This window comes from Pseudoalteromonas simplex, from assembly GCF_015278155.1.
Classification (GTDB): Bacteria; Pseudomonadota; Gammaproteobacteria; order Enterobacterales; family Alteromonadaceae; genus Pseudoalteromonas; species Pseudoalteromonas simplex.
The window spans coordinates 353,491-375,401 of sequence record NZ_JADILN010000003.1 but is presented as its reverse complement, the minus strand read 5'-3'; the positions used below and the strand labels follow the sequence as shown (position 1 = coordinate 375,401).

The 21,911-nt window shown below is 41.7% G+C and carries 21 protein-coding genes; 12 read left to right on the top strand and 9 right to left on the bottom strand.

Annotation, left to right across the window (positions count from 1 at the left end; all coding sequences use genetic code 11):
• Positions 1-3 precede the first annotated feature (3 nt).
• The 5 genes from apaG to lptD are packed head-to-tail and all read right to left on the bottom strand — an operon-like array spanning position 4 to position 5,753.
• Complete coding sequence (gene apaG / locus IRQ78_RS09200; protein ID WP_054550996.1) at positions 4-393, bottom strand: Co2+/Mg2+ efflux protein ApaG; 390 nt, start codon at positions 391-393, stop codon at positions 4-6.
• Positions 377-1,183, bottom strand: a complete 807-nt coding sequence (gene rsmA, locus IRQ78_RS09195; RefSeq protein WP_054550997.1) for a 16S rRNA (adenine(1518)-N(6)/adenine(1519)-N(6))-dimethyltransferase RsmA — start codon at positions 1,181-1,183, stop codon at positions 377-379. Before rsmA ends, apaG begins: the two co-directional genes overlap by 17 nt.
• Positions 1,180-2,172: a 4-hydroxythreonine-4-phosphate dehydrogenase PdxA gene (gene pdxA, locus IRQ78_RS09190; RefSeq protein ID WP_054550998.1), complete on the bottom strand. Its 993-nt coding sequence runs from the start codon at positions 2,170-2,172 to the stop codon at positions 1,180-1,182. The genes rsmA and pdxA overlap by 4 nt, the downstream gene beginning before the upstream one ends.
• A 5-nt stretch (positions 2,173-2,177) precedes the next feature.
• Positions 2,178-3,470, bottom strand: coding sequence for a peptidylprolyl isomerase SurA (gene surA, locus IRQ78_RS09185; protein ID WP_138601738.1), 1,293 nt, complete (start codon positions 3,468-3,470; stop codon positions 2,178-2,180).
• Between the two features lie 36 nt (positions 3,471-3,506).
• Positions 3,507-5,753, bottom strand: coding sequence for an LPS assembly protein LptD (lptD, locus tag IRQ78_RS09180; RefSeq protein WP_194441846.1), 2,247 nt, complete (start codon positions 5,751-5,753; stop codon positions 3,507-3,509).
• 103 nt (positions 5,754-5,856) lie between these two features.
• On the opposite strand from lptD, the gene IRQ78_RS09175 reads away from it, so the two are divergent.
• Genes IRQ78_RS09175 through djlA form a run of 3 tightly spaced genes read left to right on the top strand, consistent with a single transcriptional unit; the run spans position 5,857 to position 8,407 of the window.
• Positions 5,857-6,858 carry an aminoglycoside phosphotransferase family protein gene (locus IRQ78_RS09175; RefSeq protein ID WP_138619082.1) on the top strand — a complete coding sequence of 334 codons (1,002 nt, stop codon included), beginning with the start codon at positions 5,857-5,859 and terminating at the stop codon, positions 6,856-6,858.
• Positions 6,855-7,511 carry an N-acetylmuramate alpha-1-phosphate uridylyltransferase MurU gene (gene murU / locus IRQ78_RS09170; protein ID WP_194441845.1) on the top strand — a complete coding sequence of 219 codons (657 nt, stop codon included), beginning with the start codon at positions 6,855-6,857 and terminating at the stop codon, positions 7,509-7,511. Before IRQ78_RS09175 ends, murU begins: the two co-directional genes overlap by 4 nt.
• 23 nt (positions 7,512-7,534) lie before the next feature.
• Positions 7,535-8,407: a co-chaperone DjlA gene (gene djlA / locus IRQ78_RS09165; protein WP_194441844.1), complete on the top strand. Its 873-nt coding sequence runs from the start codon at positions 7,535-7,537 to the stop codon at positions 8,405-8,407.
• On the opposite strand, the gene IRQ78_RS09160 is transcribed toward djlA, so the two are convergent.
• Entirely contained in the window at positions 8,390-9,325 is a 936-nt protein-coding gene (locus tag IRQ78_RS09160) for a DUF3530 family protein (RefSeq protein ID WP_194441843.1), read from the bottom strand. The two genes, djlA and IRQ78_RS09160, sit on opposite strands and share 18 nt — an antisense overlap.
• An 80-nt stretch (positions 9,326-9,405) precedes the next feature.
• Positions 9,406-10,059, bottom strand: coding sequence for a bifunctional tRNA pseudouridine(32) synthase/23S rRNA pseudouridine(746) synthase RluA (rluA, locus tag IRQ78_RS09155; RefSeq protein ID WP_082389154.1), 654 nt, complete (start codon positions 10,057-10,059; stop codon positions 9,406-9,408).
• A gap of 479 nt (positions 10,060-10,538) precedes the next feature.
• On the opposite strand from rluA, the gene IRQ78_RS09150 reads away from it, so the two are divergent.
• From IRQ78_RS09150 to IRQ78_RS09130, 5 genes are all read left to right on the top strand, one after another.
• On the top strand, positions 10,539-11,198 hold the full coding sequence (locus IRQ78_RS09150; protein ID WP_054551007.1) for a tRNA-uridine aminocarboxypropyltransferase: 660 nt from the start codon (positions 10,539-10,541) through the stop codon (positions 11,196-11,198).
• 956 nt (positions 11,199-12,154) lie between these two features.
• The gene (locus IRQ78_RS09145; RefSeq protein WP_138601729.1) at positions 12,155-13,159 is read left to right on the top strand and encodes a Fe(3+) ABC transporter substrate-binding protein; all 1,005 of its coding nucleotides are present in this window, start codon (positions 12,155-12,157) and stop codon (positions 13,157-13,159) included.
• 77 nt (positions 13,160-13,236) lie between these two features.
• Complete coding sequence (locus IRQ78_RS09140) at positions 13,237-14,871, top strand: ABC transporter permease (protein WP_054551009.1); 1,635 nt, start codon at positions 13,237-13,239, stop codon at positions 14,869-14,871.
• On the top strand, positions 14,868-15,911 hold the full coding sequence (locus IRQ78_RS09135; RefSeq protein ID WP_166340488.1) for an ABC transporter ATP-binding protein: 1,044 nt from the start codon (positions 14,868-14,870) through the stop codon (positions 15,909-15,911). The genes IRQ78_RS09140 and IRQ78_RS09135 overlap by 4 nt, the downstream gene beginning before the upstream one ends.
• Positions 15,912-15,972: 61 nt before the next feature.
• Entirely contained in the window at positions 15,973-16,872 is a 900-nt protein-coding gene (locus tag IRQ78_RS09130; protein ID WP_166340490.1) for a Dyp-type peroxidase, read from the top strand.
• Here the strand turns inward: IRQ78_RS09130 and argR are convergent.
• A complete protein-coding gene (gene argR / locus IRQ78_RS09125) occupies positions 16,869-17,336 on the bottom strand; it encodes a transcriptional regulator ArgR (protein ID WP_054551012.1) in 468 nt (155 codons plus the stop codon). The two genes, IRQ78_RS09130 and argR, sit on opposite strands and share 4 nt — an antisense overlap.
• Positions 17,337-17,561: 225 nt before the next feature.
• On the opposite strand from argR, the gene mdh reads away from it, so the two are divergent.
• On the top strand, positions 17,562-18,497 hold the full coding sequence (mdh, locus tag IRQ78_RS09120; RefSeq protein WP_054551013.1) for a malate dehydrogenase: 936 nt from the start codon (positions 17,562-17,564) through the stop codon (positions 18,495-18,497).
• A 90-nt stretch (positions 18,498-18,587) separates the two neighbouring features.
• On the opposite strand, the gene ispB is transcribed toward mdh, so the two are convergent.
• Complete coding sequence (gene ispB, locus IRQ78_RS09115) at positions 18,588-19,559, bottom strand: octaprenyl diphosphate synthase (RefSeq protein ID WP_194441842.1); 972 nt, start codon at positions 19,557-19,559, stop codon at positions 18,588-18,590.
• 410 nt (positions 19,560-19,969) lie between these two features.
• Between ispB and rplU the strand changes: the two genes are divergently transcribed.
• The 3 genes from rplU (at position 19,970) to cgtA (ending at position 21,872) form a co-directional block, all read left to right on the top strand.
• Positions 19,970-20,281 carry a 50S ribosomal protein L21 gene (gene rplU / locus IRQ78_RS09110; protein ID WP_036965957.1) on the top strand — a complete coding sequence of 104 codons (312 nt, stop codon included), beginning with the start codon at positions 19,970-19,972 and terminating at the stop codon, positions 20,279-20,281.
• A 16-nt stretch (positions 20,282-20,297) separates the two neighbouring features.
• Positions 20,298-20,555: a 50S ribosomal protein L27 gene (gene rpmA, locus IRQ78_RS09105; protein ID WP_054551015.1), complete on the top strand. Its 258-nt coding sequence runs from the start codon at positions 20,298-20,300 to the stop codon at positions 20,553-20,555.
• 162 nt (positions 20,556-20,717) lie between these two features.
• Positions 20,718-21,872, top strand: coding sequence for an Obg family GTPase CgtA (cgtA, locus tag IRQ78_RS09100; protein WP_054551016.1), 1,155 nt, complete (start codon positions 20,718-20,720; stop codon positions 21,870-21,872).
• Positions 21,873-21,911 lie beyond the last annotated feature (39 nt).

Here is a 21,911-nt window from a genome sequence, read left to right as displayed (position 1 = left end):
TATTTAGTGCAATATGTTTGGGCGAGCTAAACGAAACACCTCGATTGGTGCTTCGAATTCAGTCCCAAATTCGTTACGCATGGTGTAATGACCTTGCATTGTCCCAACTGGGGTATCAAGCACAGCGCCACTGGTGTATTTGTAGCTTTCACCTGGGGCAATGGTTGGGGTTTCACCAACAACACCTTCACCTTGTACTTCCACTTCTTTGCCGTTAGCATCAGTAATTAACCAATAACGGCTCAAAAGCTTAGCACTGCATAAACTGTGGTTTTTAATGGTGATAGAATAAGCAAAAACGTATTTATCTTGTTCAGGCTCTGATTGACCTTCTACGTAGAAGGTCTCAACCGACACCTTAATTGGAGAACCTAGATTACTGCTTGTTGTCATAAATCCAATTAGCTATATCAATAAATTGTTGTAAAGACAGGCTTTCAGCACGCAGCGTGATATCAATGCCGATGCTTGTTAGTTCTTCAGCTGTAAGTAAGTTAGATAAACTATTACGCAGAGTCTTACGGCGCTGATTAAAGGCTTCTAAGCATACTGTGTTAAGAAGTTTTGTACTTTTAGCTGAACGCTGTTCAGGCTTTTTAGGGATCAAACGAATTACTGCTGAATCGACCTTAGGGGCTGGCTTAAAGCACTCTGGTGGCACATCAATCACTGGCATTGCGTGACAGTAATATTGTGTCATTACACTCAAGCGGCCAAAAGCTTTGCTGCCTGGGCCTGCGACCATACGTTTAACTACTTCTTTTTGCAGCATAAAGTGCATATGCTCAACATTGTCTGCAAATTCAAATAAATGGAATAACAGCGGGGTCGAAACATTGTAAGGTAAGTTACCAAAAATCTTTAATTTTTCGTCTGACTTGATCAAAGAGCTAAAGTCGAACTTCATTGCATCGCCTTGATGCACTGTTAACTTTGGCCCTAAGAATGGGTGGCTCGTTAAACGTTCTGCTAAGTCTTTATCTAACTCAACAACCGTTAGGTGGCCACTTAAATCAGCGACTGGCTCAGTGATAGCACCAAGACCCGGGCCGATTTCTACTAAATTATCTTCAGGTTTAGGATCAATGGCCGTGACGATTTTGTCGATGATCATGTCATCGTTTAAAAAGTTTTGACCAAAACGCTTACGCGCGCGGTGTCCTAAATGTACTTTATCTGTCATTGATTCTGCGCTTTTTCATGGGCGAGCTTAATTGCTTCGCGGATCGCTAATTCAAAACTACCTACATCAGCAGTACCTGTGCCGGCTAAATCGAGAGCCGTGCCGTGATCTACTGAGGTGCGAATAAATGGCAGGCCAAGAGTGATGTTGACCGAATTGCCGAAACCTTTGTATTTTAGCACAGGTAATCCCTGATCGTGATACATTGCAAGCACTGCATCTGCTTGCGAAAGATATTTATCTTGGAATAGGGTATCAGCAGGCAATGGGCCAATTAAGTTCATACCTTGGTTATTTAATAGCTCAAGAGTTGGCGTTATAGTGTCAATTTCTTCAGTGCCTAAATGACCATCTTCGCCGGCATGTGGGTTTAAGCCACATACGAGAATGCGTGGTTTTTCAATGCCAAACTTTGTTTGTAAGTCATGATTTAATATTGTGGCTACTTTGCTTAAACGCTCAACGGTGATTGCGCGCGATACATAAGCAAGTGGTATATGGGTCGTAACAAGTGCCACGCGCAAGCCTTCAGTTGCTAACAACATCACTACATCGGCAGTATTTGATTGCTGTGCAAAATATTCTGTGTGACCGCTGAACGAAATCCCCGCTTTGTTGATAATCCCTTTATGAACTGGGCCTGTAACAACAGCAGCAAAAGTACCATCCATATTTTTTTCACTGGCAATGCGCAGTGTATCCAACACATATTGACCGTTAGCGTCATTAAGTACGCCCACTTCAACGTCTGTGCCTAAATCTACTTGGTGTAAGTAAACGCTGCCTGCAGGGGCAATGCTTGGTGCTTGGCTATCATCGAAGTCAATTAAATTGATATCTAAACCAAGCAACTTAGCGCGCTGTTTTAATAACGCGCCATCAGCAATCACCACCAGTTGGGCATCCCACTGGTGCTGCGCTAACTTGATAAGTAAATCAGGGCCAATACCAGCTGGCTCACCTGGGGTAATTGCAATTCTAATGGTCATAATTATTATTCTGTTGGGAAAATATCAACGTGTGCTTGCTCACGCATTTCTTGCTGCCAGTTGAAACTTTCTTCTTTAAATTTACGATTAAACAGTAGTTGGTGAGCGCGATTACGTTTAGCTTGCTCTGTTTTATCTGCTACACGCTTATCAAGTAGCTGTACAATGTGCCAACCAAACTGAGTTCTGAATGGCTCACTGATTTCATTTTTATCTAGAGAAAGCAAGGTATTCTTAAACTCTGGTACATAGGTGCTTGGGTCAGTCCAGTCGTACTCACCACCTTTTAGTGCTGAACCTGGATCTTCAGAGTACTCTTTAGCAAGTTCTGCAAAGTCAGCTTTACCATCACGAAGATCTTTTGCAAAGCCTTTAAGCATGTCACGCGCTTTTTCTTCGCTTAAAATAATTGATGGTTTAACTAAGATATGGCGTGAACGAACTTCTGTTGTTTCAACAACTTGACGACCACGAACATCTTGCACTTTGATGATGTGGAAACCAGCACCTGAACGAAGCGGACCAACAATGTCATCTTTTTTATGACCTTTTACAGCTTCTGCGAATAGCGATGGCATTTCGTTGATGCTCATCCAACCAAGCTGACCACCCTCAAGTGCCTTTGAGCCGCTTGAAGATGAAATAGCAATACGCTTGAACTCTTTGCCTTCTTTTAAAAACTCAATAACTTTCTCAGCTCGCGTTTTAGCGCTCGCAATTTCATCCGCAGTAGCATCACTAGGAATATCAATCAAGATATGGCCAATGTCATATTCTTCGGCATTTTTACCTTGTGTTTCCATGATTTTTAACAGGTTATCAATTTCTTGCGTACTGATATAAATACGGCGATCCACGTTCATGCGAGTTACTTGTTGCGTGGTGATCTCTTTACGGATTTCTTCGCGATATGCAGGGTAGCTGTCTCCAGCCGCTTCAATTGTCCTACGTAAGTCAGCAATACTGCCACCTTGCTCACGCGCCATATTTTCTAAAGTTTGGTCTAATTGCGAGTCTGAAATCTCAAGACCCATACGCTCAGCAAGTTGCATCATTAGTTCTTGGCTAACTAAACGCTCAATGGCTTGAATTCGCAGTGTATCATCAGAAGGTAATTCTTGACCTTGCTCTGCAGCCTGAGTCTTTACGCGATTAACAATGGTGTCTACTTCACTTTGTAAGATAACACCTTGGTTAACAACGCCCACCACTTTGTCAATTTCAACTGGTTTTGCGAAAACGCTTTGGCATAGGCCAACTGTTAATAATGCTGATGCAAATAATTTTTTTAAATTCATACTTTTTCTAATACTCTTGCTAATAGTACTGCGGTACTAGTTATTAAGAAAATACGGTCTACGATAGCCAAAAATACCTTGTTGTAATAATTTTTGTGCATCATAACGGCTTTTGCTTCCAAGCCCTTTTAACACAATATTGAAACCAATACTTGTGTCAAAGGTTGCTTGCTCTTGACCAATCGCCTGGTTCAAATCAGTTTCGATTTGACGACGGCCTGTGATTTGAAACGCCCAACAGCATGATTCATACTGAAGACCGCTGAAAACCTCAATACTACGACCGCTCTCTAAATCACGGTGGTAGCTGCCAACAAACTGCCAATCTTCTGATAGCGGAATGCTGGTAAATAGACCAACTTGCTCGATTGTATTGCCTGAGACATCATTTGCATAGCGATGGTTCAATTGCACGAGCTGTTTATCGTCACCTTTATAATCTAAGGTGATATTTGACTGAATAATTTCTTTACCATCAGTGTCGTACTGGATACCACCTGATAAATACCAACGACGGTGCCAATGTAACATGGTTTGCGCTGCAAACAAGGCATTGTAGTTAGTGTCGGAGTCGATACCTTGTGATGTAGGCTTGGCATCATTACTTAAATAAAAAATTTGTCCGGCACTGAAGTTAAATACTTCTTCATTTTCACTACTAAATAAGCGTGTTGTTGCACCTAACGTAAATTGGTTTGCAGTTGCTATTCGGTCGATACTTGAAAAACGGCGATCTCTAAATAAGCCAAAGAAATCGTCTTGTAATTTTGCTGTATCGTAAAGACCAATATTTGATTGGTCTTTATTTGGCGTATATAAGTACTGAATTTGTGGTTCAAGAGTTTGAATACCATCTTTAAAGAAAAATGCAGTATCACGCTCAAAATTTAATTGGCTGTATAAACGCACTTTAGGTAGGGTTCGAGTGACATTTTCATCAAACTCGGTACCAGCTAAGTCACCATGTTGGTTGTATTCAGTATGTAATACGCTGAACTCAGATAAAAATGACCATGCGTATTCTTGATAACCAAAACTTGCTTTAGGCTCTATATGAACACGGCTTGCTTCATCAATTACAGCTTCATCATTAGTGAAATAACTGAGCTCACCATCAAGGGTTAAATCAATGCCATAAAAATCATATGCATCAGTTTGCGAAAAACTAATTTGTGGCAGCGCCGCATATGATTCACGGTGATCACCAAGTACTTCAAAACTTTGCAACTTGATATTGGTTCGCCAAGTGTCACCTAAGTGGGTTAGAGAACCGGTGCGGTACAACTGAGTATCGGTGCGAGTCGCATAACCAGAGTTTAAATCGGTTAAGTAGTTATCATCACTGACGTTTGTTATGTCGATATTAGCACGCCAGTTTTCACCTAAATAACTTTGCTGTTGCCAGTGGAACAGGTAACGAGAGTCTACATTTGGCTCTTCGTCATCTTTGTCTAGGTACTCAACAGCAACTAAGCCATTATTTTGCTCAGTTAAGTAACGAAATTCCCCAATCATTTGTAAACCGCGTTTAGACATATAGCGCGGTGTTATAGTCGCGTCGTAATTTGGTGCAATATTCCAGTAATAAGGAGTAATGGTTTCGATACCATAGCGGCCTGAGCTCGAGAAGTTAGGTGTTAGTAAACCTGACTTACGACGGTCATCTAATGGGAAAGTAAAATAAGGAACATAAAGTACTGGGGTATCAAACACTCTAAGCACAGTATTATGTGTTTCGCCCCAACCTTCTTCTCTTGATAAGTCGATTTCGTCAGCTTCGATGGCCCACACAGGTGTTTCACCCGGACAGGTAGTAAAGCTTGCGTTCATCAGGTTTAGGCCAGACTCATTAACTGTTAGTTTTTCTGCGCCGCCATGACCAAGTTGATCAGTAAACTTATAGTCTGCGCCTAGCAAGCTCAATTCAGAATTGTTTAAATCTGCATTGAGTCCAGAGCTATTAATTTGGCTTACTTTATCGCGATAAACGATAGGACCGGTTGCATTAAGTAACCCACGTTGTTTGTCAATCAGTGCACTTTGTGCGGACAAATTCATCGTTAGGGTGTTAATATCTACATTACCGGTAAATTCTGCGCTTTGGGTACCCAATAGTTCAATATCATCGGATTTGATATCGATCGTATTAAGTTCAAGGCCAGGGAGCGGTTGCCAAGCTCTGGTTTGCATTGAAGTGCCACAAAAATTGTGTGCCAGTTCAGTTTCGGCGAACGATGGTGCGCTAAGTACGCTTAGCATCATTATGCCCCAGGTTTTGCTCATTTAATGACCTTAATGCTCTTTGGTTGGATATAAGCTAGACATAATAAAGGAAAACAATGGCAAATACAGTAATTGACTTAGTGAAAAATAGATATCTTACTAAATGAATCGTTATAAAAGTTTACAGCAGTTTTTAAATCCTCACTTTAAAGAGGATGAATATCAATTAGCCGCCATCACTGGGGATGCGAGTTTTCGCCGTTATTTCCGCGTAAATACAGGTGAACAAAGCTATATTGTCATGGACTCAGATCCAGACAAACTAGATAACACACCTTATATAGAACTCAACAAAGTATTTTCTCAGCATGGCTTTAAATTACCAAAAATTCTTCAGGCTGATGAAAAACAAGGCTTCTTCTTGCTGAGTGATTTAGGCAATACTCATTTGGCTGATTTACTGGGCGACGAAGACCGCACTTTACACTACAAACATCTAATAAAGTTAAGTGCACAGTGGGCGCAAATCCCGCCTGCCCAATATATGAAAGTATTTGATGGCGAGTTTTTACAGTTTGAGCTAAGCATTTTTAGAGATTGGTTAGTCGATAACTTTATTGGTGAGCAACTCTCTGCTGATGAGCAGAAAATGTGGCAACAAGCCTGTGAGTTATTAATTAATAATGCCCTTGAGCAACCAATTGTTACGGTTCACCGAGACTTCCATAGTCGTAATATTATGCGCACAGGGCAGCAATGGGCAATCATCGATTATCAAGATGCCGTACAAGGGCCGGTGTGTTATGACCTTGTTTCATTATTAAGAGATTGCTATTTCAAGCTACCAGAACAAGAGCTCGACTACCTTTTACATTACGCTTATGACGAATTTAGCGAGCAGCAGCTATTGCAAGACACTTCGTTTGCGATGTTTAAACGTTGGTTTGACTTAACCGGCGTGCAGCGTCATTTAAAAGCTGCGGGCATATTTTGCCGCTTAAAATTACGTGACGGAAAGTCTGGCTATTTGAATAATGTACTGCCAACCCTTACATACATCAGTAATGTCAGTAAAGAATACCCAGAGTTAACAGCCCTTGGTCAGTGGATAGAGCAGATAATTATTCCACAGACTAAGCAGCGTTTAACGAAAGAGTCCAAATGAAAGCAATGATCCTAGCGGCTGGGCGTGGTAAACGCATGATGCCGCTAACCGAAACGCAACCAAAGCCGATGCTAAAGATTAACGGCAAGCCACTATTAGAGCATCATATTAATAACTTACGTCAAGCCGGGGTTACCGATATTGTTATTAACCTTGCCTGGCAGGGTGACAAAATAATCGAGTATTTCGGTAATGGTTCGCAGTTTGGTGTAACGATCACTTATAGCCAAGAACAAGCTGGGGGGCTAGAAACCGCTGGGGGGATCATTCAAGCATTGCCGTTATTGGGCGAGCAATTTATTGTCATCAATGGTGATGTGTTTACTGATTACGATGTGACTTCGTTGATGCAGTTACACCTGCAAGCAGGAGAGGCGCATATTGTCCTTGTTGAAAATCCTGCGCATAATCCTGATGGTGATTTTGCACTGAGTCATCTAAGTCCTGATAGTCAAAAGTATACTTTTTCCGGTATAAGTCGTTATCATGCTGATTTCTTTAAAGGTCTCAGTACTGGTATTCGTCCGCTTGGGCCTATTTTGCGAGAAAGGCTCAGTGAGTACCAGGTTTCGACTGAACTATATTTAGGTCAGTGGGATGACATTGGCACACCAGCCAGACTCGACGAAATCAATCAGCGTTTCGCTTTGTAAAAACAACAGAGGTTTGCCAAATTATGTGGGGAAAAGTACTCGGTTTTTGTTTTGGCTTTATGTTTGGCAAATTTATAGGAGCCTTACTCGGCCTATACCTAGGCCATATGTTCGATCGCAGCTTAAAACAAGACTTTGATAAAGCAGGTGGTTTTTCTGGTTTGTTTAAAGGCGATGATATTAACGAGCGCCAAGCACTTTTCTTTTCTAGCTGTTTTGCGGTGATGGGGCATATCGCCAAATCGAATGGTCGCGTTAGTGAAACGCATATTCGTGCTGCAAGTTTGTTTATGGACGAAATGGGACTCTCAGGCGATGAGCGCAGAGAAGCACAAGATGCCTTTCGTAGTGGTAAAGAAAGCGATTTTTCATTAAAAGAAACCGTTCATGACTTTAAAGAGCGCTTTGCTCGACGCCATGATTTATTGCAACTGTTCCTCGAAATACAAATTCAAATGGCCTTTTCTGATGGCCACCTTGCAGAGCAAGAAAAGCAGCTACTGCAAGAGGTGAGCAAGCAGTTAGGTATTTCACGTACTCAGTTTGCAATTTTATTAAAACGCTACCAAGCCGAATTTGCATTTCGTCAGCAACAACAGCGTTTTTATGAACAACAACGTCAACAAAGTCAGCAAAGTCGCAGCAGTCATAGTGAACAAAGAGGGCACAGTGTGCCACCTAATAACGGTATGAATCGTGCCCAAGCGTTTGCTCTTTTAGGCTTAAACAATGATGCTTCTGCGAGAGATATTAAAGTTGCTTATCGAAAGCTCATGGCTCAGCACCATCCCGATAAGCTGGTATCGCAAGGTTTACCAAAACATATGATGGAAGTTGCGGTAAAGAAAAGCCAAGATATTCAAGCGGCTTATGAGTATTTAAAAAAGGCGGCGTAAAAATCCGTCGACTTCTTTGAGCAGCCGCTGGTGCTGCTCAGGCTCTGAAGGCACACCAAATAACTCTCTTTGTCGGTAGTCATATTTTGCGTGTTTTCTTACCCAACGTTTTCTGTCTTTAACACTTTGCAGCGTGTCAGGGTTACCTTCACTATAAAAAATATCCAGTAACGGTGGGCTGATAGTCGAAAGCGTCGCATTGAGATGCTGGTTACGAACACTGTTAGGTAAATAACTACCTAGGCTAATAAAAGCGTTTAGTTCGTTATTTGGAAAGCTAGCATAATGCTCAATCAATAGCCCCGCACTGGCACCTTGTGCTACCACAATAATATTGCCGCCTTCATCCATTGCACTGTTATACAAGGCATTGAATCTGGCAATTAGCTTTAATTTGTAATCATCAAGCACGGCTTCACTAATATTAGGTTCACCCGTAACAAAATGCGGCGCTTGTTGCGTTTCGGCTGGTGGAGCAGGAGTTGATTGCTCATCGCCTTGTTGACTACTTTGTGTTGTTGACTCAGCTTCAGAGCTTTCAGGTGACTCGGGCGTTGCCATATCAGCAGGGTGCCAATCAATGTCAGGCATGGTCATGGCAAGGGTGGCATAGCCAATTTCGTTTAACTGCTTGCGCAAAAAGTTAATACCAGCATTATTAGTGGGTAGATGCTGCCAATCAGGAATAATGAGCACAATTCCGCGTTGACTGGCTGCCATCGATTGACGGTATAAACTAATGAACTCATCTTCACCGGCAAGCAGAGTACGTACTTCATCACTTGGTAAAAAGCGTTGAATATCGTTAGTGACCAAGCTTGACCAAGGGGTGGGTTTAATAAAATCGGCAGCATTCACATTGCCCATCAACGCAAAACAGGCTGCGTAAGCTAAGCGATGTGCGGGTTTTAAATTCATGCCGATATTACCTGAGTCTTTAATTAAATCAGTGATTAATTAACTATCGGCAGTCTTTATTAAATATTTAGCGAATTGTCTTAAAACTCAGGAGCGGCTTCAAAAATCAGTGTTTCACCGCTTGCAGGGTGAGCTAAGGTAAGCATTTCGGCATGCAGTTGTAAGCGGGGAGACATGGCGAATGCCTCGGGGTGAGCATACAACTTATCGCCTAAAATAGGGTGACCTAATGACAGCATGTGCACACGTAGTTGGTGAGAACGCCCAGTAATAGGGGTCAGCTCGACACGAGTTGCATTCTGTTCATGCTCAAGTACTTTAAAATGGGTTAATGACGGTTTGCCATTGTCGTGATCAACCATTTGCTTTGGGCGGTTCGGCCAATCACAAATAAGTGGTAAATCTACAGAACCAGTTTCTTGCTCAAGCTTACCAAATACACGAGCAATGTAGCGTTTCGCGGTTTTTCTATCTTGAAACTGAATGCTTAAATTACGATGCGCTTCTTTATGCATAGCTAAACAAATAATGCCAGAGGTCGCCATATCAAGGCGGTGAACAATTTTTGCCGTTGGGAAAACGCGATTAATGCGAGCAATAAGGCAGTCGGCGTGTTTTGGGTCTTTTCCCGGCACAGTAAGTAAACCACTTGGTTTATTCACAATAAGTAAGTCATCGTCTTGATAAACAATACTTAAATAAGGTGTCATTGGGGGATTATAATTGAGTAACACAGCCAGCCTCGATGATATGCAAGTGCGCTATTTTAAAGGAGTATGAGCGCATACACAATGCCAGAGCTGGTTTTCGAGTAGCAGCTAAGATACAGTAAATTCAGCTATGGAGTTTAAATAAAAGGACAAGTGAATGTTTCGCCTTGGTTTAATTCGCAGTAAGCCTTGTTCACGATGTGGCTTAGAAGTAAATTATCTTGAGCCAGAGTGCCCGCACTGTAAAGGCTTATCAGATTTACAGGTCGTGTTTTTAAAGAAGTCCCACAGAGATGATTTACGTAATAAAAATAGCGATTTAATAGCCGTTTTTTGGAAGCTAACCCTTGTTGCATTTTTTATAACACTACTTCTCTTCATTTTTTAGAAATAGCTTGCTCTTTGGGCTTGCAGATATCTATTCCCCTTATTTTTAGCTACAATACGCGCCGTTTAATTATCTGGTAAATACAGTGGCTACTATCTCAAATAATTCCGTGTTAATGCTTCGTGCTCAGCAAATGACTGAGTCTCGTCGTGAATTTAAAGCGCGAGGAGCAAAGTTAACGCGTTGTGAGCGATGTTTATTAGCCGAACACTATTGTATTTGTGATGGTGTTGAACAGGCAAAGTGTGATGCCGCGGTTTGTTTACTTATGTACCATAATGAGAGTTTTAAGCCGTCAAATACTGGCCGTTTAATTGCTGAAATCGTGCCAGATAACCATGCCTTTAAATGGGATAGAACAAATCCAGATGAAGCCTTATTAAGCTTATTGGCAGATCCCCAGTATCAGCCAATGGTTATTTTTCCTGCTAGCGATGTAGACGACGAAGAGCGGGTGATCACCGAAGTAACCCCTGTTGAAGGTAAACGTCCATTGTTTATCTTTTTAGATGGTACTTGGCGCGAAGCTAAGAAAATGATCCGTAAAAGCCCTTATCTAGATAATTTTCCTGTGCTTTCAATTACACCTGAAAAGCTTTCGGATTATCGATTGCGTGTTGCCCCGCATGAGCATCAACTAGGTACTGCTGAGGTGGCTATTATGGTTCTTGCTCTTGCTGGTGAAGAAGATGCAACTCAAAAGCTTGAGCAACATTTTATTAAGTTTAGAGATGCTTACCTGCTTGGTAAGCGAAATAAGGGGCGACCGGAGTAATAGTACCAATCCGCAATAATACTTAATCATTTTGAGGGATTAAACCTGTCGCTACCTGCGTTAAAAATTACTGATTTAGAACAACTAAATAACGAAATTTTTGCCTTGTTATCGACGAGGTTTTATTGCCTCAAAATAGACTACTTAATTAAGCGAATTGGTATAACTCTTTACTAAATTTTAGGCAAAAGAAAAGCGCGTACTATCTCTAGTCGCGCTTGCGGAATCTTCTTAATTTTTTGCATCCTGCAATTGAATCTAATCAACTCCCTAAACTTTGCCAATCCATGCGATTACACTTTACTTATTGGTTCTGTGTAATATAAGGCAATCCCGCCTTGTTTCCTTGTTAGTCCTTTACATCCTTGCTGGTAATCACTTTACCATTCCCTTACGTGCCATCCCGACACTATCCCTTTCTTTGCAAATCCGTTGCGATGCCCTAACGGCCTGTCCTTTATTCCACTTTTTGAACTTCCTGTATAACAACATCCTGTTGTTATGCCATTCCACATCATCCTGATGCTGTCCGTAGGTTGTCACTCCATTGCGTTACTCTTCCTGAGCCTGTCCTTGATTCCTTATTCTCCTAATGAACCTTATTCCGCGGTATTATGAGTAATGCTTCCTTATCCATCTACTCATTAAGCTTCTTGCTTAGTTGATGTAAGTAATTATAGAGAAATAGGCAAAGCTGAGTAGGTCAAAATCTTACTTAATCTGCTGGTTATTTTATTGTCATTTAATATATTTCATTAAATTTCAGTTGGTTAGGTTTTTTTATGCAGTGTTTGCTGGTGCTTTTTACTCAATAACTGCCATGCGGGTGAGATATGTCTTACATGCAAATTCCTAAATGGCAGCTATGTTGATTGAAATATAAGTTTAAACGGGTGCACTTTGCCCTAACTCTAGGTAAAATATTTTGATAATTGTTACTATTTAGGTGCTATAAAATGAAGAAAACAGCCTTAGTATTACTTAGCGCATTATTAAGCGCGCCTACATTTGCTGCAGATGTAGTAAATATTTACTCGTTTCGTCAACCATTCTTAATTCAGCCTATTTTGGATGATTTCACTAAGCAAACAGGCATTAAAACTAATGTGGTATTTGCAAAAAAAGGGCTGATTGAGCGTGTTAAGCGCGAAGGTAAACACAGTAAGGCTGATTTAGTATTAACTTCAAATTTTAGTGCGCTGATTCAATTAGAAGATTTAGGCTTAACGCAATCAATTAATAGTGATGTAGTTAATGCGAATGTGCCAAGCACTTTTCGCGATGCCGACGGTCAATGGATAGCACTTACTAAACGTGTACGTAATGTTTACTCTGCAAAAGAGCGCGTTGGTGCGCTTGGTGAGTTAACATACGAAGATTTAGCGGACCCAAAATACAAAGGTAAGATCTGCACTCGCTCTGGTAAACATCCATACAATTTAGGTTTAGTTGCTTCTATGGTTGCTCACCATGGCGAAGCAAAAACTAAGCAATGGCTTGAGGGCGTAAAAGCCAATTTAGCACGTAAACCGCAAGGTAATGACAGAGCGCAAGTCAAAGCCGTAAAAGAAGGTTTATGCGATCTGGCGTTAGGCAACAGCTATTATTTTGGCAAAATGATGCAAGATGAGCAGCAAAAATCATGGGCTGAAGCGGTTTATATTAACTTCCCTAACCAAACGAACCGTGGTTCTCATATCAATGTATCGGGCGTTGTTATGACCCGTTATGCTAAAAACCCTGAAAATGCCTTGAAACTGGTTGAGTATATGACCGACAATAAGGCGCAAAATATGTATGCTTCCGTTAATATGGAATACCCTGTAAAGCAAGGGGTTGCATTATCAGAGATGGTTGCATCATGGGGTGAGTTTAAAGAAGATAGTCTACCTCTTGATGAGATCAGCAAATATCGCCCTGTGGCACTGAAGCTGATTGATGAAGTAAAGTTTGATTTATAACGAGGATATTTCTCGTAACACATTTTTATAAAAGCTGTTTTTTAACAGCTTTTATTTTATCTGGTATTAATCCACTTATGCATGTGAAGTTTTCGCTGTCGCGTTGGCAGCTTATAGCCTGGCTGATTGGCCTGTTGCTTGTTACGCCATTAGGCTTTTTATTATTTGAATCTCTACAAGGAGATTCAGATGTATTTCAGCACCTTTTCGATACCGTGCTGTGGGATTATACCCGTAATACTCTCATACTCATTGCAGGGGTAGGGCTGTTAAGCTGTGTAATTGCATTGCCGTTAGCTTGGTTAACTGCATATTGTGACTTTCCTGGGCGTAAGCAATTTGAATGGGCGTTAATGCTGCCTTTAGCAATGCCAACTTATCTTATCGCCTACGTGTATACCGACTTACTTGATTATGCAGGGCCTGTACAGATCGCACTCAGAGACTGGTTTGGTTGGCAATCACCAGACGATTACTGGTTTTTTGATATTCGTACATTGACTGGGGCTATTTTTATGATTGCCTTGGTACTCTATCCTTACTTATACCTAATTTTTAAAACGGCACTCAGAGAGCAGTCTTTTAAACTAGTGCAAGCTAGTCAACTAATGGGGCTATCACCATTACAAAGTTTTTTACGCGTTAGTTTGCCTCTTGGTCGTGGGGCGATTGTGGCAGGGGTTACATTAATCAGTATGGAGGCCATGGCTGATTTTGCTACCGTCAATTACTTTGCTGTAAGTACGCTCACTACCGCTGTTTATGATACATGGCTTGGCTATTACTCATTAACCGCAGCGGCGAAAATCTCAGGCATTATGTTACTGATTTTGTTTTTAACCATCATGGTTGAGCGCTTTAGTCGTCGCAATCAAGCTGTGTATGAACGTCAGTCAAGCGTAAACAGCGCAACTTTGTATCGCTTAAAAGGCGGTGCGGCATGGGCTGCAAGCTTGGCTTGCACCGTTGTGCTGGTATTGGCTTTTATTCTGCCGGTTGGGGTATTAGTTAAATATGCCATTGTCTATGCAGATGAAGCATGGAATGGGGCATTCTTTAATTACGCTTGGCAAAGCTTTAAAGTGGCTGTAGTGGTGAGCATTGCAACTATCCTATTGAGCTTATTGGTATTGTTTTATCAACGCATTGCGAAGCAAGCTTACCCCTTGATCCCTGGGCGTTTAGCAAGTACTGGCTATGCCTTACCTGGTACTGTATTAGCGATTGCTGTATTGCTCCCATTAACTCAGCTAGATGATGCATTAAATAATTGGCTTGAGCCTTTTGGTTTATCACCAGGGTTACTTTTAAGCGGTACTTTATTTGCGATGATTTTTGCTTATGTTGTACGTTTTTATGCGATTGCGCATGGCGCGCTTGAAAGCAGTTTTTTACGTATTAGCCCATCGTTAGATATGGCCAGCCAATCAATGGGCAAAGGGCCCATGCAAACCCTTTGGCGAGTACATTTACCGCTATTAAAACGCGGTATTTTAACAGCTGGTTTGTTAGTGTTTATTGAGTGCATGAAAGAGTTACCTGCAGCTCTATTACTCAGACCTTTTAATTTTGAAACCCTAGCAACTCATGTTTTTCAATATGTTAGTGATGAGCAATTGGAGCTTGCGTCAATTTCAGCCTTGTTTATCGTGTTAGTTGGGTTAATCCCTTTGTATTTCGTTAATCGTTCGATGGAGCAAAATCACTCATGAGTCATTTGATAATTAAAGACTTAGCTTATCAGTACAATGCGACTCAGGTGTTGAGTGAACTAAACCTCAATGTTGAACAAGATGAAATCGTCTGTTTGCTTGGCGCAAGTGGCTGCGGCAAAACCACCACCTTAAAGGCAATTGCCGGGATTTTACAGCCTGATCAAGGCTATATGAGTATTGATTCAAAAGTGGTCAACGATAGTGGGCTGTTTGTTGCACCGGAAAAACGTAATATTGGCATGATGTTCCAAGACTATGCGCTGTTTCCTCATTTAACGGTAAGCGACAACATTGCGTTTGGTCTTAGCAATATGAGCAAAGCGCAAAAGCGAGAGCGTGTAGATGAAATGCTTAGCCTTGTTAAACTCGATGGTTGTGCACAGCGATACCCTCATCAGCTTTCTGGTGGACAGCAGCAACGTGTGGCAATAGCCCGTGCACTTGCTTACAAACCAAGTTTATTATTACTTGATGAGCCATTTTCGAATATTGATACACAAGTGCGTTTTGAGCTTATTGCAGATATACGCCGAATTATTAAAGCTCAGCAGGTTTCTGCGGTATTTGTTACCCATTCGAAGGAAGAAGCTTTCGCATTTGCTGACACGCTTGCCGTTATGCATGGTGGAAAAATAGCCCAACAAGGCTCTCCTGAGCAGTTATTTAGCCAACCTAACTCAAAGGTGGTTGCAGAGTTTCTTGGTACGGGCATATACTTAACGGCAAAAGTATTAACGCCAACTGAATACGAAACGGCGTTTGGTGTGGTTCACTCATTGACACCGAACAATGCAGATTGTCAGCAAGGTCAAGTGTATATAAGACCGCACCATATTCAGTTGTGTGAAGCTGCGCACAGTGACGCAAACAGTTTAACTATTTTGCACAGGCGCTTTATCGGTACGCGTTATGTATATCGAATTAATATTGCAGGGCAAGAGTGTGAAGTTGCTGCAGAGCAAGACCGCGTGTTAGCTGTTGAGCAACCTGTAAAAATAAAAATAATGCCGCACACAGTCAATTTTTTTCATGATTAGTAATAAATAACAATCTTGAATCCTTGGCTTTGTGCAAATAACGAGAAGCTAAGGATTCACTATGGCGCAAGCGCAATCTGGGATTTGTGCTGAAGCAAACTTACATGGTTTGCACCTGTTTTTTAATGTTTACGATGGCCACGATGAGTCATTACGTAAAAAACTAAAACGCGTTAGCGTCATTCAAGATGAGTTTGCTGATCAGTTCTCAGAAGCCATGCTATCGTGCGTGGTTGCCCTTGGTGCTCAGTATTGGCCGCATATCTTGCCCGAGTTTATTCCTAGTCAATTGCAAAGCTTTCCGAATGTAACTCACAGTGAGCATGTGATGAGTGCCCAGCCATTTGATTTGTTTGTACAAATTCGCTCAGACCGTGAAGATGTAAACCATCTATTTGCCCTGCAAATCCTAAAATTATTAACACCGGATGTTGAGCTGGTGGAGCAGGTCCGTAATTTTCGGTTTTTAGATGGACGTGATTTTAACGGCTTTATTTATGCAGGCGATACACCTCATGGCCGTCAAAAGCGTAGTACAGCACTTATCGACAAACCGGGTCACTTTGAAGACCAAGGCAGCTATATTCATGTTCAGCGCTTTGTGCATGATTTGAGTGTCTGGCAGCACTTATCGTTATCAGAGCAAGAGCAAATCATGGGGCGCACGCGTCTAGATAACACCTTGATTGTGCCTGCTGTAGAAACCAGTCATGCGGTTCGTAGTGAATTAAAAGATGAGCATGGCCAGCCTCTCTTGCTAAACCAAAGCATGCCATTTGGTGATGTGCATAAGCAGGGAATTTTAATGGTTTCGTGTGCGGCGCAAGGGGATGCGTTTGAGCAGGTATTAAAGAGTCGCTTGGGGCAGGGCGATTGCTATGATCATTGGCTCGATTTTACTCAAGCCGATATGGGATCTGCGTTTTTCGCCCCGTCAGTAAACTTCTTAAAGCAGCTTTAAACGGTATCGAATAAAGTGCGTACGCGATCAAGCGTCACATCGATTTCAGAAATCTTCGCAGGGGCGATAAAAATAGTGTCGTCGCCTGCAATAGTGCCTAGTACGCCATCTGCTTTACCGAGTGAATCAAGTAAACGAGCAATTAATTGTGCTGCGCCTGGACTGGTGCGAATAATGATCATCATTTCGTTATGCATAATATCAATAACAAGCTGACGCAGTGGGCTTTTCGCTGTTGGCACACCCATTTCAGCCGGTAAGCAATAAACCATTTCTTGTTTTGCATTACGAGTACGTACCGCACCAAATTTGCTTAACATGCGAGATACTTTACTTTGACTAATATTATCAAAGCCTTGCTCTTTTAATGCTTCGACAATCTCACCTTGTGAACCGAAGTTTTCTTCTTTTAATAGCGCTTTAAACGCTTTGATCAGTGCTTCTTGTTTGTCTTGTGGTTGCATGTTGCCGTTTCTTTATTCATAAAATGTAGGGTAATTCTACACAACTCTGCATATTTATGCAGTATTAGTTTACAAAGTCGTCCAAAATGCAGTGTCTTTACAGCCAAGTTTACAACTATGGTCGAAATTATACGCGAAATAAGCAGGATAAATTTGTTTTTAGTCGCTAATTTCATTATCTTTAGGGCCACAAATATTTCCTACCTCAAATTACGGAGAATTCCAATGAAAGTTGCTGTTTTAGGCGCAGCTGGCGGTATCGGCCAAGCATTGTCTTTATTATTAAAAACAAGTTTACCTGCAGGTTCTGAATTATCGTTATACGATGTTGCCCCTGTTGTTCCTGGTGTAGCGGTTGATCTTTCTCACATCCCAACAGACGTTAAAGTTGAAGGTTTTGGTGCTGACAGCTTAGACGCAGCATTAGCTGGTTGTGATATCGTTCTTATCCCAGCGGGTATGCCACGTAAGCCAGGCATGGACCGTGCGGACCTTTTCAACGTAAACGCAGGTATCATCAAAACATTAGCTGAAGGCATCGTTAAAAACTGTCCTAAAGCGTTAGTAGGTATCATCACTAACCCAGTAAACGGCACTGTGCCAATCGTTGCTGAAGTATTCAAAAAAGCGGGTACTTACGATGCAGGCCGTGTATTCGGTATCACAACGCTTGACGTGATCCGTTCAGAAGCATTTGTTGCTGAACTTAAAGGTTTAAGCGCAACTGACGTTAAAGTTCCAGTGATCGGCGGTCACTCAGGTACGACAATCCTTCCTCTTCTATCTCAAGTTGAAGGTGTTACTTTCACTGACGAAGAAGTTGCGGCATTAACTCCACGTATCCAAAACGCAGGTACTGAAGTTGTTAACGCTAAAGCGGGTGGCGGTTCAGCGACTCTTTCTATGGGTGCTGCAGCAGCACGCTTCTGTATGTCTTTAGTTAAAGGCTTACAAGGTGAAGAAGTAGTTGATTACGCATACGTTGCAGTTGAAAACGGTGACGCAGCATACTTCGCACACCCAGTTCGTCTAGGTAAAAACGGCGTTGAAGAAATCCTTTCTTACGGTGAGTTAAGTGCATTCGAAGAGCAAGCTAAAAACGACATGCTAGCTACACTTAACAAAGACATCCAAGAAGGTGTTGATTTCATCAACGGTTAATTCCCGACAGATGATAGGCGATTTTTTAAATCGCCGAAAACAAAAAAGCCTGCAAATGCAGGCTTTTTTAATGGCTCGAATAAATAGTGTTTAGTGATCGCGGGCAACGGCGATACGGGCCAAACTCTCTAAGGCTTGTTTGTACGGTGTATCTGGTAAGAACGCAATACAAGCAATTGCTTTGTCAGCTTCTTGCTCAGCTCTTTGCATTGCAAACTCAAGGGCTTTAGTGTCAGCTAATGCCGCTAGAATGCTTTCTAAATGGTCCATACCATTACCAAGCTCAATTGCTTCACGTACTAGCTTAACTTGCTCTGGTGTGCCTTTTTGCATTGCGTAGATAAGCGGTAGGGTAGGTTTACCTTCAGCTAAATCATCGCCAATGTTTTTACCAAGTTGCTCGGCATCAGCGTTGTAATCAAGTACATCATCCACTAATTGGAATGCAGTGCCAAGATGCATTCCGTATAAGTTTAATGCTTCAAGGGTTTGTTTGTCTTGCTCGGTAATAATTGCAGCAAGGCCGGTTGCAGCTTCGAACAATTTTGCCGTTTTGCTGTAAATAACCTGCATATAGCTTTGTTCTGTGGTGTCAGGGTCATTACAGTTCATTAGCTGTAATACTTCACCTTCAGCGATGACATTGGTTGCATCCGCTAAAATTTGCATGATTGGCATTTTACCTAGGCCAACCATAAGCTGAAATGAACGTGTATAGATAAAGTCACCGACCAAAACGCTAGCTGCATTACCAAACTCTGCGTTGGCTGTAGGCGTACCACGGCGCAAATGTGACTCGTCGACAACGTCGTCATGCAATAAAGTGGCGGTATGAATAAATTCGATGATAGTGGCAAGCGTAATATGGTCTTTGCCCTCATAACCAAGTGCTTTTGCCGCTAAAATGGCCAACATAGGACGAACGCGTTTACCTCCACTGTTTACTATGTATAAACCGAGTTGGTTAACCAATGCGACATCTGAGCGCATTTGGGCATGTATAAGTTGATTGACGTCATCCATTTCATTTTCGATTAACGTCTGGATAGCTTTTATATCCATTGATCTCCGAGCCAATATTTATGGGTATACGGGGCTGATTGTACAACAAAAAAAGCGCTTGCTCGATATTTTGTGATGATTCAGTAAAAAAACACTGTAAAGTTTTTTATTTGAGATCAATTTTGCCAAGATAAATTTATAAGCTTGATTAATAAGTGATCAGCTTTTTGAATTTTAAAGGTGCGTATTATTAGCGTAATTTAATTGTCATGAGATCGTAAAAACCGCTTGGCATGTGGTGTTTTTAGGATAGAATAGGGAAAAATATTGAATTGCTCTCAATGCAGCTATTTTTTATTCATTTTATCGAAAAAGAGGCTTGCTAGTTTTTGCACATTAGCGTAAACTTCGCGCCCTATTGAAGAATATTTTAGTTGCGTCGATTTGAGGGCGCACAGACGGAGTTAATTATGTACGCGGTTTTCCAAAGTGGTGGTAAACAGCACCGTGTGACTGAAGGTCAAACAATTCGTCTTGAGAAATTAGACGTTGAAACTGGTGCAGCAGTTGAATTTGATTCAGTACTTTTAGTTGCTGATGGTGAGAAAATCGAGATCGGTGTACCGTTCGTAAACGGTGGTAAAGTAACAGCTGAGGTTGTTTCACACGGTCGCGGTGAGAAAGTTAAGATTGTTAAATTTAGACGTCGTAAGCATTCTCGTAAGCAAATGGGCCATCGTCAATGGTTCACTGAAGTTAAAATCACTGGCATTAGCGCTTAATTAGAGGTACTGAGAAATGGCACATAAAAAAGCAGCTGGTAGTACTCGTAACGGTCGCGATTCAGAAAGCAAACGCCTAGGTGTTAAGCGTTTTGGTGGCGAATCAGTTCTAGCGGGTAGCATCATTGTTCGTCAACGTGGTACTCGTTTCCACGCTGGCGCAAACGTAGGTATCGGTAAAGACCACACTATCTTCGCAAAAGCAGATGGTAAAGTTCAATTCGAACAGAAAGGTCCTTTAAACCGTAAATACGTAAATATCGTAGCTGAGTAATCATCTCGATATTTGAAAAACCCCGCCTTTGCGGGGTTTTTTGTTTTAAGGCACATAATAGTGCGTATAAATATATACCTAAGCGCCTTGGCATTGGGTGCTGAATAGGGCACTTAGGTATATAATAGAGTTATTAACAAGCCAATCTTAAAGTGAGTAATCATGAAGTTTGTAGATGAAGTAGAAATTCGTTGTGACGCGGGTGATGGCGGCAGCGGTGTCGTATCTTTCCGACGTGAAAAATATGTACCAGATGGCGGTCCTGATGGCGGCGACGGCGGCGATGGCGGCAGCGTTTATCTACAAGCCGATGAAAACTTAAATACGTTAATTGATTACCAATTTGAGCGTTTTCATAAAGCAGAGCGCGGCACAAATGGTCAAAGCCGTAACATGACTGGTAAAAAAGGCGCTGATTTAACGCTTAAAGTGCCTGTTGGTACACGTATCATTGATGTTGATACTGAAGAGTCATTAGGTGATTTGACCAAGCATGGTCAAAAGGTTGTTGTTGCAAAAGGTGGTTTCCATGGCTTGGGGAATGCACGTTTTAAATCAAGTACAAACCGCGCTCCACGTCAAAAAACACTAGGTACACCTGGTGAAGTTCGCAGCTTACGTCTAGAGCTAATGCTACTTGCAGATGTTGGCTTACTTGGTTTACCAAATGCTGGTAAATCAACGTTTATCCGCAGTGTTTCTGCAGCTAAACCAAAAGTGGCAGATTACCCGTTTACGACGCTTATTCCTAATCTTGGTGTAGTACGCCCAGATGCGAATAAGTCATTTGTAATTGCTGATATCCCAGGTCTAATCGAAGGCGCTTCAGATGGCGCAGGCCTTGGTATTCGCTTCTTAAAGCATTTGGAGCGTTGTCGTGTATTACTGCATATCATTGATGTTATGCCTGTAGATGGTACAAACCCGGTTGATAATGCCTTTGCGATTATTAATGAGCTACACCAATACAGCCCTAAACTTGCTGAAAAGCCGCGTTGGTTAGTATTTAACAAAATTGACCTATTACCAGAAGATGAAGCTGAAGCCCTGTGTAATGAAATTGCCGAAGAGCTAGGTGAAGAGGTTAATGTTTACCGTATTTCTGCTGCGAATAAACAAAATACTCAAGCATTGTGTCATGACATTATGGCGCTACTTGATAGTATGCCGAAAGAGAAATTCGCTGAAGAAGAGAAAGAAGAAGTTGAATTTAAGTGGGATACTTATCATCAGAAAGCGACCTCTCAAGATGATGATGATTGGGATGACGACTGGGATGATGATGACTACGACGTAGAAGTTATCTACCAACGATAAATTTTAAAACTGAAAAGGAGCCATGCGCTCCTTTTTTAT